The sequence below is a fragment of the Stenotrophomonas forensis genome (assembly GCF_028752115.1).
Taxonomy (GTDB): Bacteria; Pseudomonadota; Gammaproteobacteria; order Xanthomonadales; family Xanthomonadaceae; genus Stenotrophomonas; species Stenotrophomonas forensis.
Genome location: NZ_CP082270.1, coordinates 4148936 through 4162275, shown reverse-complemented (window position 1 = coordinate 4162275; position 13340 = coordinate 4148936). Strand labels below are relative to the sequence as shown.

At 67.5% G+C, this 13340-nt stretch carries 11 protein-coding genes; 10 read left to right on the top strand and 1 reads right to left on the bottom strand.

Features of this window, described 5'->3' with window-relative positions:
- The first annotated feature begins 24 nt into the window (after positions 1–24).
- The 4 genes from ubiE to K5L94_RS19035 all read left to right on the top strand — a co-directional run bounded on the left by ubiE (position 25) and on the right by K5L94_RS19035 (position 4465).
- Positions 25–786: a bifunctional demethylmenaquinone methyltransferase/2-methoxy-6-polyprenyl-1,4-benzoquinol methylase UbiE gene (gene ubiE / locus K5L94_RS19050; RefSeq protein WP_006471026.1), complete on the top strand. Its 762-nt coding sequence runs from the start codon at positions 25–27 to the stop codon at positions 784–786.
- 272 nt (positions 787–1058) lie between these two features.
- On the top strand, positions 1059–2987 hold the full coding sequence (locus K5L94_RS19045) for a M1 family metallopeptidase (protein WP_274511162.1): 1929 nt from the start codon (positions 1059–1061) through the stop codon (positions 2985–2987).
- A gap of 123 nt (positions 2988–3110) precedes the next feature.
- On the top strand, positions 3111–3842 hold the full coding sequence (locus K5L94_RS19040; protein WP_053450830.1) for a hypothetical protein: 732 nt from the start codon (positions 3111–3113) through the stop codon (positions 3840–3842).
- Positions 3842–4465 carry an HAD family hydrolase gene (locus tag K5L94_RS19035; protein ID WP_053451382.1) on the top strand — a complete coding sequence of 208 codons (624 nt, stop codon included), beginning with the start codon at positions 3842–3844 and terminating at the stop codon, positions 4463–4465. Before K5L94_RS19040 ends, K5L94_RS19035 begins: the two co-directional genes overlap by 1 nt.
- Before the next feature lie 178 nt (positions 4466–4643).
- Here the strand turns inward: K5L94_RS19035 and K5L94_RS19030 are convergent, their stop codons facing one another.
- The gene (locus K5L94_RS19030) at positions 4644–5582 is read right to left on the bottom strand and encodes a carbohydrate kinase family protein (protein ID WP_053450829.1); all 939 of its coding nucleotides are present in this window, start codon (positions 5580–5582) and stop codon (positions 4644–4646) included.
- Between the two features lie 283 nt (positions 5583–5865).
- On the opposite strand from K5L94_RS19030, the gene K5L94_RS19025 reads away from it, so the two are divergent.
- The 6 genes from K5L94_RS19025 (at position 5866) to rodA (K5L94_RS19000) (ending at position 13089) form a co-directional block, all read left to right on the top strand.
- Positions 5866–6912, top strand: coding sequence for a rod shape-determining protein (locus K5L94_RS19025; RefSeq protein ID WP_005419402.1), 1047 nt, complete (start codon positions 5866–5868; stop codon positions 6910–6912).
- Positions 6913–7033: 121 nt separating this feature from the next.
- The gene (gene mreC, locus K5L94_RS19020; protein ID WP_053450828.1) at positions 7034–8170 is read left to right on the top strand and encodes a rod shape-determining protein MreC; all 1137 of its coding nucleotides are present in this window, start codon (positions 7034–7036) and stop codon (positions 8168–8170) included.
- Positions 8167–8652 (top strand): rod shape-determining protein MreD, encoded by a 486-nt coding sequence (gene mreD, locus K5L94_RS19015; protein ID WP_008265483.1) that lies wholly within the window; start codon positions 8167–8169, stop codon positions 8650–8652. Before mreC ends, mreD begins: the two co-directional genes overlap by 4 nt.
- Before the next feature lie 3 nt (positions 8653–8655).
- Positions 8656–10743 (top strand): penicillin-binding protein 2, encoded by a 2088-nt coding sequence (gene mrdA / locus K5L94_RS19010; protein WP_053450827.1) that lies wholly within the window; start codon positions 8656–8658, stop codon positions 10741–10743.
- Positions 10740–11852: a rod shape-determining protein RodA gene (rodA, locus tag K5L94_RS19005; protein WP_053450826.1), complete on the top strand. Its 1113-nt coding sequence runs from the start codon at positions 10740–10742 to the stop codon at positions 11850–11852. The genes mrdA and rodA (K5L94_RS19005) overlap by 4 nt, the downstream gene beginning before the upstream one ends.
- A 142-nt stretch (positions 11853–11994) precedes the next feature.
- Entirely contained in the window at positions 11995–13089 is a 1095-nt protein-coding gene (gene rodA, locus K5L94_RS19000; RefSeq protein WP_164086616.1) for a rod shape-determining protein RodA, read from the top strand.
- Positions 13090–13340 lie beyond the last annotated feature (251 nt).

Sequence of the window (13340 nt, the reverse complement as noted above, 5' to 3'; positions counted from 1 at the left end):
CCCGGCGGTGCGATAATCGGGGCCATGAGCGAATCCCCCTACAAAGCCGGTACCACCCATTTCGGGTTCCGCGACGTCGCCGCCAAGGACAAGCAGAAGCTGGTCGGCCAGGTGTTCACGTCGGTCGCGCGCAACTACGACCTGATGAACGACCTGATGAGCCTGGGCGTGCACCGGGCGTGGAAGCGCTACTACGTGGCGACCGCGCAGGTGAAGCCGGGTGATCGCGTGCTCGACCTGGCCGGTGGCACCGGCGACATCGCCGCCCTGCTGAAGGAGCGCGTGGGCGCCGAAGGCTCGGTGGTGCTGGGCGACATCAACGCCGGCATGCTGTCGGTCGGCCGTGACCGCCTGACCAACCGCGGCCTGGTGCTCGGCCTGGACTACGTGCAGTGCAACGCAGAGGCCCTGCCGTTCCCGGACAACAGCTTCGATCTGGTCACCATCGCCTTCGGCCTGCGCAACGTGACCGACAAGGACGCCGGCCTGCGCGAGATGTATCGCGTGCTGAAGGTGGGCGGCCAGGCCCGCGTGCTGGAGTTCTCCGAAGTCACCGCCGACTGGTTCAAGCCGATCTACGACTTCCATTCGTTCCGGATCCTGCCCAAGCTGGGCAAGCTGTTCGCCAACGATTCGGACAGCTACCAGTACCTGGCCGAGAGCATCCGCAAGCACCCGCCGCAGGACGAACTGAAGGCGATGATGGGGCAGGCCGGTTTCGAGCGCTGCCACTACAAGAACCTGACCGGCGGCATCGTCTCGATCCATTCCGGCTACAAGCTGTAAGTCGTGCCTTGGTAGGTGCCAACCTTGGTTGGCACGCCCCGACCGCGATCATCCGCTCTGGTGGGTGCCGACCTTGGTCGGCACGGGCCTGCCGCGAGCGATGAAAGATCCGTGCCAGCCAAGGTTGGCACCCACCTGTAGATGCCAACCTTGGTTGGCATGCGCCGGAGGCGCAGGGTCGGCCCCACCCGCCATTACCCCGCACCGCGCAACGCCTGCGCGGCCGGAGGGAGGTACCATTGGGGGTCTGATCCCCGTAACGGTCCCGATTCATGCGTAATCCGCTGATGCTCCTTCCGCTGGCCGTGGCCCTGGCCGCCGGCTGCTCCCAGGAGGCGGCCGCGCCCGCCGCCGCCCCGACTGCCGCAAAGGCCCCCGCCGCCCCCGTGAACGCCGAGAACCGCAGCCACGACGAAAGCTCGTACGCCGAGCCGGACAAGGTCGTCATCAAGGACGTCGCGCTGGATCTGAAGCTGGACTTCGACCAGAAGCAGATCGGCGGCACCGCCACCTACACCCTGGAATGGAAGCAGAAGGACGCCAAGCAGCTGGTGCTCGACACCCGCGAGCTGAGCGTGTCCAAGGTCGAGGCCGTCGCCGCCGATGGCGCGCGCAGCCCGCTGAAGTTCGAGCTGGCCGCCGCTGACAAGGTGTTCGGCAGCAAGCTGACCATCGAAGCCCCGGAGCAGCCGGCCAAGGTGGAAGTGACCTACCACACCGCACCGACCGCTTCGGGCCTGCAGTGGCTGGCGCCGTCGATGACCGAGGGCAAGAAGCTGCCCTTCATGTTCAGCCAGTCGCAGGCCATCCACGCCCGTTCCTGGGTGCCGCTGCAGGACACCCCGAGCGTGCGCTTCACCTACAGCGCGCACGTGGTCTCGCGCCCGGACGTGATGGTGCTGATGAGCGCCGACAACGATCCGAAGGCCGCGCGTGACGGTGACTACACCTTCAAGATGCCGCAGCCGATTCCGTCGTACCTGTTGGCCATCGCCGCCGGCGACCTGGTGTTCGAGCCGATCTCCGGCCGCTCCGGCGTCTGGGCCGAGCCGACCATGGTCAACAAGGCCGCCAAGGAATTCGAAGACACCGAGAAGATGATCGGTGCCGCCGAGAAGCTGTACGGCGAATACCGCTGGGGCCGCTACGACATGCTGGTGCTGCCGCCGTCGTTCCCGTTCGGCGGCATGGAGAACCCGCGCCTGACCTTCGCCACCCCGACCGTGATCGTCGGCGACAAGTCGCTGGTGTCGCTGGTGGCCCACGAACTGGCGCACAGCTGGTCGGGCAACCTGGTGACCAACGCCAGCTGGAAGGACATCTGGCTCAATGAAGGCTTCACCACCTACGTCCAGGGCCGCATCACCGAAGCCCTGTACGGCAAGGAGATGGCCGAGATGGAGAAGCAGATCGACCAGACCGACCTGCTGGCCGAAGTGAAGGACATGAGCCCGGCCGACCAGGCGCTGGCACTGCCGCCGCTGAACGAGCGCGACCCCGACGAAGCCCTCAGCCAGGTCGCCTACGTCAAGGGTTCGTGGTTCCTGGAGTTCCTGGAACAGCGCTTCGGCCGCGAGACGTTCGATCCGTTCCTGCGTGGCTGGTTCGATGACCACGCCTTCCAGAGCGCGAACACCGACCAGTTCGTCGAGTACCTGAAGAAGAACCTGCTGCCGAAGAATCCGTCGGCAGTGACCGAGGCTGAACTGAAGGCCTGGCTGGACGAGCCGGGCATCCCGGCGTTCGCGGTCAAGGCGCAGTCGCGCAACTTCAGCAGCGTCGATACCGCGCGGATCGCCTTCGCCAGCGCCGGCACCGTGCCGAGCAGCCAGGTCATCGCCGACTGGAGCACGCAGGAATGGGTGCGCTTCATCGACGGCCTGGGCGCCACCCAGCCGCTGGACAAGCTGGCCACGCTGGACAAGGCGTTCCACTTCACCGGTACCCCGAATGGTGAGATCGCCATGCGCTGGTATCCGCTGGCGATCCGCAGCGGTTACGAGCAGGCCAACGAAGGGGCCGCTGCATTCATCGAGCGCGTCGGCCGTCGCAAGCTGATCATGCCGATCTACGCTGAACTGGTGAAGACGCCGAAGGGGCTGGAGCTGGCCAAGCAGGCCTTCGAGAAGGCCAAGCCGGGCTACCACCCGATCACCACCGCCTCGGTGCAGGACATGTTGGCCAAGGCCGAAGCCAAGTAAGCAGAAAGCGCCGGGCACCCCCCGGCGCTTTTTTGTAGAGTCGAGCCATGCTCGACTGGCTCTTCAACAGCAGTCGAGCATGGCTCGACTCTACAAGAATGCGAAAACACCAAGGACCTCCGCATGAAACGACTGATCCTGCTCACCGCCTGCACCCTGGCCCTGGCCGCCTGCAGCAACCCCGAGGAAGAGCGCAAGGCGCAGGAAGCCGCCGCGGCCGCTGTGCAGGCGCAGAAGGAAGCCAAGGCCGAGGACGTCGCCAAGCAGTACGACATGGCCGTGGCCGCGCAGGACTGGGAACGCGCACGCCTGCATGGCGCTTCGCTGCTGGACCAGTACAAGGACACCGCCGCGGCCGAGCGGATCGCCGCCGGCTTCGATGAGGTCAAGGCCAAGGGCGACGCCGCGCGCGACCTGCGCCGCATGCAGGCGCTGTGGCAGTACAACCAGATTCCGGTGGGCAACAAGGGCAACCAGGTCTCTGCCCAGATCTACAGCAAGGAACGGGTGGACGTGGATGGCAGCGGTGCCAAGCCGGTGCAGCTGGTGTTCCGCGATCACCCGGAATGGAAGCGGCACGCCTACCTGGTGCTGCAGGCCGGCGATTTCCGCTGCCCGCAGTGCACGGTGAAAGTGACCGTGGACGACGGCAAGCCGGTGTCGATGGCCGCCTGGCGGCCAAAGACCGATGAAGCCATTGCGATGTTCATCACCGACCAGAAGGCGCTGTGGAAGCTGGCGCGCAAGGGCAAGTCGATCAGCATCGAGTTCCCGGTCAAGGCCGGCGGCACGCGCACGGCCGTGTTCGAAACCGGCGGTGTCGACGCCAGCCGCATGCCGCAGTGGTGGCAGTGATGATCGCAACGGGCAGCGCAGTGCACGCGTTGTCCGCGATCCGGCACTGGGTGTTCGACATGGACGGCACGCTGACGGTAGCCGTGCATGACTTCGCGGCGATCCGCCGCACGCTGCAGATCGCCGCCGAGGAAGACATCCTCGACCATATCGCCGCGCTACCGGACGCACCGGCACGGGCCAAGCGCGAGTGGCTGCTGGATCACGAACGCGCGCTGGCCGAGGACGCACTGCCGGCGCCGGGCGCGGTGAAGCTGCTGCGCGCGCTGGCGGCCGCAGGCTGTCGGCTGGGCATCCTGACCCGCAACGACCACGCGCTGGCGAAGCTGACGCTGGAGGCGATCGGAGTCGGCGAACTGTTCGACGATGCCGACATCATCGGCCGCGATGAAGCCGTGCCCAAGCCTTCACCGGATGGCCTGCAGCAGCACCTGCGGCGCTGGGGCGTTTCCGCCGGGCAGGCGGTGATGGTCGGGGACCACGCCTACGATCTGGAGTGCGGCCGCGCTGCGGGCACCCACACCGTGCTGGTCAACCTGCCGGAAAACCCATGGCCGGACTGCACCGACTGGCATTTCGCCGACTGCCGCGACCTGTTGGCCGCATGGCTGCAGAAGGGGTAGTGCCGGCCGCTGGCCGGCAGTGTCGACCCGGGTCGACACCTACCAGGGTAAAGCGTGTCGACCAAGGTCGACACCTACCAACAGCATTCCCGGTAGCGCATCGGGTGGAAAGCCCCCTTGTTGTTCAAGGGGGCGCGCCGAAGGCGCGGGGATAAGGTGGAATGCGCGGGCAATTTGGTTACGCGCTAAGCGCGTAGCCAAATTGCTGCTTGAACTGCTCGTTGAACTCATCGAAGGTGAAGCGCTGGTTCTGGGTGCCGGGGTGTTCGACCTTCAGCGCGCCCATCAGGTTGCCCATGCGGCCGATGGTCAGCCAGTCGTAGCCCTTCTGGATGCCGTAGATCAGGCCGGCACGGAAGGCGTCGCCACAGCCGGTCGGGTCGACCACGCGGCGCTCGTGCGCCGGCGGGATGTCGTAGCTCTTTTCCGGGGTGTGGATGACCGCGCCCTTCGGGCCGCGCGTGGTGATGTAGGCCTTGACCCGGCTGACGATCTCCTTTTCGTCCCAGCCGGTGCGTTCCTGCAGCAGATTCGACTCGTAGTCGTTGACCACCACGTAGTCGGCCTGGTCGATGAAGGCACGCAGCTCCGGGCCGTTGAACAGCGGCATGGCCTGGCCCGGGTCGAAGATGAACGGGATGCCGTCCTCGTGGAACTCCTGCGCGTTCTGGATCATGCCCTCGCGGCCGTCCGGGCCGACCAGGCCCAGGGTCACGCCCGGCACGCCACGCACGTGGTTCTCGTAGGAGCGCATCATCGCGCCCGGATGGAAGGCGGTGATCTGGTTGTTGTCGTGGTCGGTGGTGATGAACGCCTGCGGAGTGAACAGCTCATCGATCACGCGCACGCGGGTCAGGTCGATGCCCAGGCCTTCGAAGTATTCGCGGTACGGGCCGAAGTCCGAACCCACGGTGCCCATCGGGATCGGCTGGCCGCCCAGCAGGTGCAGGTTGTAGGCGATGTTGCCGGCGCAGCCACCGAACTCGCGGCGCATGCGCGGCACCAGGAAGGACACGTTCAGGATGTGCACCTTGTCCGGCAGGATGTGATTCTTGAACTGGTCCGGGAACACCATGATGGTGTCGAAGGCAAGAGAACCACAGATCAGAGCGGACATCGATGTAAGCCTATGCGGTGAATTTTGGGATGGGCCGGCCCGGTTCAGCGGGCAAGCAAACGGCGCCCTTGGGCGCCCGACGGCGCAAAGGTTACCCGCTGGTGCCGCTCAGGGCCAGAACCGGGTGAGACCGGATCAGGCCGAAAGCCTGTGAAGACGCGGGTTCAGCTAGTTTTTTCCTTGCTCGGCGGCAGGCGGGTTGCTAGGCTTGTCGGCCTCGATTTCTGCCCATTTTTTCGCCATCCCGCGGCGGGCACGACACCCCTCAGGACTCCTTCCTCAGATGTTCAAGAAACTCCGTGGCATGTTCTCCAACGACCTGTCCATCGACCTGGGCACGGCCAACACCCTCATCTACGTGCGCGGGCAGGGGATCGTGCTGAACGAGCCGTCGGTCGTGGCCGTGCGTCAGGACCGTGCCATTGGCGGCACCCGTTCGGTGGCAGCCGTAGGCGCCGAGGCCAAGCAGATGCTGGGCCGTACCCCGGGCCACATCACCACCATCCGCCCGATGAAGGATGGCGTCATTGCCGACTTCACCTACACCGAGGCGATGCTCAAGCACTTCATCAAGAAGGTGCACAAGTCGCGCGTGCTGCGCCCGAGCCCGCGCGTGCTGGTCTGCGTGCCGGCCGGCTCGACCCAGGTCGAGCGCCGCGCGATCAAGGAATCGGCCGAGGAAGCCGGCGCCCGTGACGTGTTCCTGATCGAAGAGCCGATGGCCGCGGCGATCGGCGCCGGCATGCCGGTGACCGAAGCCCGTGGCTCGATGGTCATCGACATCGGCGGCGGCACCACCGAAGTGGCGGTGATCTCGCTCAACGGCATCGTCTATTCGGCGTCGGTCCGCATCGGCGGCGACCGCTTCGACGAGTCCATCACCAACTACGTGCGCCGCAACCACGGCATGCTGATCGGTGAAGCCACCGCCGAGCGCATCAAGGTCGAGCTGGGCTGCGCCTACCCGCAGGCGGAAGTGATCGAGATGGAAATCTCCGGCCGCAACCTCGCCGAGGGCGTGCCGAAGATGATCAAGATCAGCTCCAACGAGGTGCTCGAGGCCCTGCACGAGCCGCTGTCGGGCATCGTCAGCGCGGTCAAGCTGGCGCTGGAGCAGACCCCGCCGGAACTGTGCGCCGACGTCGCCGAGCGCGGCATCGTGCTGACCGGTGGTGGCGCCCTGCTGCGCGACCTGGACCGCCTGATCTCCGAGGAAACCGGCCTGCACGTGCAGGTGGCCGACGATCCGCTGACCTGCGTGGCCCGCGGCGGTGGCCGTGCGCTGGAGCTGGTCGATATGCACGGCAACGAGTTCTTTGCGCCGGAGTAAGCCGTCCCGGCTGCCTGCGCCCGCAGCGCCCCTCCGGGGTGCGGCCCGCCATGAGGGTGGGCCGGCACCGGCGGGGCGCCCGCGTGTTTCCCTTCCGCCTTCTGCCAGTTGAATCGTTGCCGTGCCGCCCTACGCCGGACCTCCCGTCGCTTCCCGATCCGGTGATGCCGCCAGCCCCTTGCGGCTGCTGGCTTATCTCGCACTGGCCATCACCCTGATCGTGCTTGACGACCAGGCCGGCTGGCTCGCGCAGCTGCGCGGGCAGGCCAACAGCCTGGTGCAGCCGGTGTGGGCGCTGGCGGGCCTGCCGGGCAAGCTCGGCAACCAGGTCAAGGATTCGGCGGCCAGCCATGGCCAGCTGGTCAACGAGAATCGTGAACTGCGCAACCAGCTGCTGCTGGCCAACGCGCGCCTGACCCGCCTGCAGACCGCCGCGCTGGACAACGCCCAGCTGCGCGAACTGCTGAACGTGGCCGAGCGCAGTGGCCTGGATGTGCAGCTGGCACCGGTGCTGGACATCGACCTGGACCCGGTGAAGCAGCGGCTGGTGCTCGACGCCGGCAGCCGCGAAGGCGTGCATGTCGGGCAGGCGGTGATCGATGCCGGCGGCCTGATGGGCCAGGTGATCAGCGTCACCGGCGGCACCTCCACCGTGCTGCTGCTGACCGACCCCGACCACGCGGTACCGGTCACCGTGGCCCGCAACGGCGTGCGCCTGATCGTCTACGGCCGCGGCGACAAACTGGAACTGCGCGACATTCCGCTCAGCGCTGGTGTGGAAGTGGGCGATGAGATCGTGACTTCCGGTCTGGGTGGCCGCTTCCCGGCCGGCTTCCCGGTCGGCACCATCACCGGCCTGCGTCCGGACGATACCCATGCCTTCCTGGTCGGCGAACTGAAGCCGGCGGCCCAGCTCGACCGCGGCCGCGACGTGCTGCTGCTGCGCCCGGGCGCGGCGATCCGGATTCCGCCGGAACTGCGCCTGCAGCTGGAAGCCACCGCGCCGGGCGGCCCGGCCACGGGTGCCACCGCGCCTGCGCCAGCCACAACGACGCCGGCTCCGGCCAGTGCTCCGGTAGTGCCGGCCGCTGGCCGGCAACAGCCCTCGTTGCAAACGAGGACTGTTGCCCCCGCATCCCACCTTACCCCCGCGCCTTCGGCGCGCCCCCCTCAACAAGAGGGGGGCTTTCCCCCAGCCGGGTCCACGGTAGTGCCGGCCGCTGGCCGGCAACCGACCACGCCGGAGGCCCAACGATGAGCCGCCTGCGCGACAACCCGTGGGTGCTGCCGGCCAGCCTGGTGGTGGCGCTGCTGCTGGGCCTGCTGCCGCTGCCGGCGCTGCTGCAGCCGCTGCGCCCGTACTGGCTGGCGCTGGTACTGGCGTACTGGGTGATCGAAGCGCCCGAACGCGTCGGCCTGGGCGTCGCCTTCGCCAGTGGCGTGATCGCCGACCTGCTATACGGCGGCGTTCTCGGTGAACAGGCGCTGCGGCTGGTGATGCTGGCCTTCATCCTGCAGCGCTTCCGTGCCCGCATCCGCTTCTTCCCGATGTCGCAGCAGATGCTGGCCATCGGCGGCCTGCTGTTCAACGACCGCATCGTCAGCGCGCTGGTCCACATCCTGGTGGGCGAGCCGACGCTGCCGTGGTCGTACTGGTGGGCGCCGCTGCTGGGCATGGGCCTGTGGCCGCTGGTGTTCGTGCTGCTGGACGCGGTGCGCTTCGGCAAGCGCGGGCGCTGAGCCATGATTCCGCGCCGCCAGGTCAAGAACCCGCACGCCGAAGCCGAACAGTTCCGCCGTCGCGCGGCGCTGGGTTTCCTGGGCGTGCTTGTCTGCCTGCTGGGCCTGGGCGGCTGGTACTTCAAGCTGCAGGTGCTGGACCACGATGTCTATGCCACGCGCTCGGAGGCCAACCGCATCAAGCCGCGGCCGGTGGTGCCCGGGCGCGGCATGATCTACGACCGCAACGGCCGCCTGCTGGCCGAGAACGTACCGGCCTTCCGCCTGGACGTGACCCCGGACAAGGTCAAGGACATGGACGCCACCCTCGAAGGGCTGGCGAAGATCATCAGCATCAGCCCGGAAGAACTGGAAGCGTTCAACAAGTCGCGCAAGGCGCGCCGCAAGTTCCTGCCGGTCACGCTGAAGCTGCGCATGAGCGACGAGGAGATGGCGCGCTTCGCCGTCGACCGCTGGCGCTTCCCCGGCGTCGAGCTGGAGCCCTACCTGACCCGCCGCTACCCCTACGGCGATCTGTTCGCGCACATCATCGGCTACGTCGGCCGCGTCGATGACAAGGATCTGGAGATCCTCGGTGAAGGCAATGCGGCGCTGACCCACATCGGCAAGTCCGGCCTGGAGCGCTATTACGAGCAGCAGCTGCGCGGCAAGGTCGGCTACGAGCAGGTCGAAACCAACGTGCAGGGCCGTGCGATCCGCACCATCGGCCGTGTCGCCGCGCAGTCCGGTGCCGACCTGCGGCTGTCGATCGACGCCGACCTGCAGCGGGCCATGGTCGCCGCCTTCGGCGACCAGGAAGGCTCGGCGGTGGCGATGGACCCGCGTACCGGCGAAGTGCTGGCGATGGTCAGCCTGCCGTCCTACGACCCCAACCTGTTCGTCAACGGCATTTCCCATGCCGACTTCAAGGCGCTGAACGAGAACCCGTCGCGGCCGCAGTTCAACCGCCTGGTGCTCGGCGGCGTCGCCCCGGGCTCCACGCTGAAACCGCTGATCGGCCTGGCCGGCCTGGATTCGGGCGTGCGCCGCCCGGAAGACAAGGTGCTGTCCACCGGCATGTTCTACCTGCCCGGCACCTCGCGCGGCTGGGGTGACGCCCACCGCGGCGGCCACGGCTGGACCGACCTGCGCAAGTCCATCGCCGAGTCGGTCAATACCTACTACTACAAGTTGGCGCTGGACCTGGGCATCGAGCGCTTCGACCACTACATGGAGTACTACGGCTTTGGCCAGCCGACCGGCATCGACCTGACCGGCGAAATCGGCGGCATCCTGCCGTCGCCGGCTTACAAGCGGAAGACCCGCAAGGAAGCCTGGTACCCCGGCGATACGGTCAACATCAGCATCGGCCAGGGCGACTGGAAGGTCACCCCGCTGCAGCTGGCGCGTGGTGTCAGCGCGCTGGCCGACGGCCAGTTGCGCACCCCGCACCTGGTGATCCAGCAGCGCGACGGCTTCGACAGCGACTGGGCGGCGACGTCGCCCGGCGAGATCAAACCGGTCAGCCCCAACCCCAGCAACCTGCAGGCGGTGCGTGAGGGCATGATGGCGACCATGCGGCCCGGCGGCAGCGGTTGGCGCGTGGCAGTGGGTGCGCCGTACGTGATGGCCGGCAAGACCGGTACCGCGCAGGTCATCAGCCGCAAGGGCACGGCCGCCGTGAATCCGAAGAGCCTGCCGATGCACCTGCGCCACCGCGCGCTGTTCGTCGGCTTCGCGCCGGTCGAGAACCCGGTGATCGCGATCGCGGTGGCGGTGGAGGGTGGCGGCTACGGTGGTTCGGCGGCCGCGCCGATCGCACGCAAGGTGTTCGACGCCTACCTGCTGGGCAAGATGCCTGAAGGCATGCAGCCGCTGGACAGCGAGCGCGGCACCACCGCCATCGGCGCCACCGCGTTCGACAACGAAGATGCCGGTGCGCGCCAGGCCGGTGATCTGGCCGCCGCGCAGCTGGCCGAGCACCCGGTGCTGGTCGGCGTGCCTGCGCCCGAACCGGCACCCGCGCCGGCTCCGGCACCGCCGCCGGGCACACCGGCTGCCGCCGCGCTGCCGGCCACGCCGCGTCCCACCTCTGCGGAGCCCGCACGATGAAGGTGTTCCTGCGCTGGGCCGGCGACATGCTGCGCCGCTTCTTCAGCACGCTGGACTGGGTGTTGTGCCTGGCGCTGGGCGCGTTGATGGTGATCGGCCTGGCCACCTTGAAGAGCGCCGGTGGCGACAGCCTGGTGATGGCCCAGGGGGCGCGTTTCGCGGTGGGCATGGCCGCACTGTGGGGCATCTCGCGGGTGCCGATCCTGCGCATCCGCTCAGCCACGCCGATGATCTACGCGATCTCGATGATCCCGCTGCTGGCGGTGTTCGTACTCGGCACCGGCAAATACGGACGGCAGTGGCTGGACCTGAAGTTCTTCTACCTGCAGCCGGCCGAGCTGCTGAAGGTCAGCCTGCCGATGATGGTGGCCTGGTACCTGCACCGGATGCCGCTGCCGCCGCGCTTCAACACCGTGCTTGTGGCGCTGGTCATCATCGGCGTACCGACCGGGCTGGTGATGCTGCAGCCGGACTTCGGCACCGGCGTGCTGATCGCTGCCAGTGGTGTGTTCGTGCTGCTGCTGGCGGGCCTGCCGTGGTGGTGGGTCGGCCTGGGCGTGGGGGGCGTGGCTGCGGTCGCGCCGCTGGCCTGGTTCTGGTTGCTGCGGCCGTACCAGAAGGACCGCATCATGATGTTCCTGGACCCGGAGATGGATGCGCTGGGCGCGGGCTGGAACATCATCCAGTCGAAGATCGCGATCGGTTCCGGCGGCTTCGACGGCAAGGGCTGGGGCGAGGGCTCGCAGTCGCACCTGAACTTCATTCCCGAGCAGACCACCGACTTCGCGTTCTCGGTGCTGAGCGAGGAATTCGGCTGGATCGGCGTGGCCACCGTGCTGGCGTTGTACCTGGTGGTGATCGGGCGCTGCCTGTGGATCGCCAGCCAGTCGCGCGATTCCTATTCGCGGCTGCTGGCCGGTGCCACCGGCCTGGCGTTCTTCGTGTACGTGCTGGTCAACGGCGGGATGATTTCCGGCCTGCTGCCGGTGGTGGGCGTGCCGATGCCACTGATCAGCTACGGCGGCACCTCGGCGGTATCGCTGCTGGCCGGCTTCGGGCTGGTGATGGCAGTGCGCAGCCACAATCCGGTACACGGCGGCTACGGCTGAGCCCGGCTCCGCCGCCTTCGTAGAGTCGAGCTTGCTCGACTGCTTCTGTTGCTGCATGAAAGGCAGTCGAGCACGGCTCGACTCTACAAATGCAGCTGCCGCATGACAGCTTCACGCAAGCACGCATTGCTACCGTGCCCGCGTGGAATGGAAACGACTGTTTGGCGGCTGCCGTGAGGCGGTGCGCACGATCGACCTGCCGTTGCTGGTTGCGCTGTTGATCCTGATGGGCGCCGGCCTGGCGGTGCTGCACAGCGTGTCCGGCCCGGTGGCCGGGCAGGCCGCGCGCTTTGCCGGTGGCCTGCTGGCGATGTGGCTGCTGTCGCGGGTTTCGCTGCTGCGCCTGCGCGCGTGGACACCGGCGTTGTATGCGCTGTCGATGCTGCCGCTGATGGCGGTGTACGTGATCGGTACCGGCAAGTACGGGCAGCGCTGGCTCAACCTGGGTGTGTTCTACCTGCAACCGTCCGAGCTGCTCAAGCTCAGCCTGCCGCTGATGATGGCCTGGTACCTGCACCGGCAACCACTGCCGCCGTCGCCGCGCACGGTGCTGACCGCCGCGGTGCTGATCGGAGTTCCCGCGGTACTGATCCTGATGCAGCCCAACCTGGGCACCGCCACGCTGGTCACCGCCAGCGGCGTGTTTGCGTTGTTGCTGGCCGGCCTGCATTGGGGCTGGGTGGCCACTGGCGCGACCGGGCTGGCGCTGGCCGCACCGCTGGCGTGGTTCGGCCTGCTGCGGCAGTACCAGAAGGATCGCGTGCTGACCTTCCTCGACCCGGCGGCGGACCCCCTCGGCACCGGCTGGAACATCCTGCAGTCGCGCATCGCGATTGGCTCCGGTGGCTGGCAGGGTCGCGGCTGGGGGCAGGGCACGCAGGCCACGCTGGATTTCCTGCCCGAGTACACGACCGACTTCGCGTTTTCAGTGTTGGCCGAAGAGTTCGGATGGATCGGTGTGGCGACGGTGTTCGCGCTCTACCTGTTCGTGGTCGGGCGCTGCCTGTGGATCGCGGTGCACGCGCGCGACACGCACGCACGGTTGCTGGCCGGCAGCCTGGGGCTGGCGTTCTTCGTCTATGTCCTGGTGAATGGTGGAATGATTTCCGGCCTGCTGCCGGTGGTGGGCATTCCGATGCCGTTGATCAGCTATGGCGGGACATCGGCGGTTTCGCTGTTGGCCGGTATCGGGTTGGTGATGGCGGTGCGCGGGCACCGGCCGGTGCACGGGGGATAGGGGTTCCAGCCAACGGCGCCGCCCCTCGTGGGTGGTCGCGTAACGCAGGTCATGTAATTGGGGCGGGCGCGGTGGGTTCGCGGGACACGCCGTAAACCCGTCCCTAGGGGCTCGATGGCGCCATCCATGGCGCCAACGGTCCCGCGAACCCACCGCGCCCGCCCCCTGACAGTTTTCGGGCGCGTCCACCCACGAAAAGAAAAAAGAAGATCAAAAGCAAAAGCGGCCTGGCGGATCGCTTCATTGCCTTG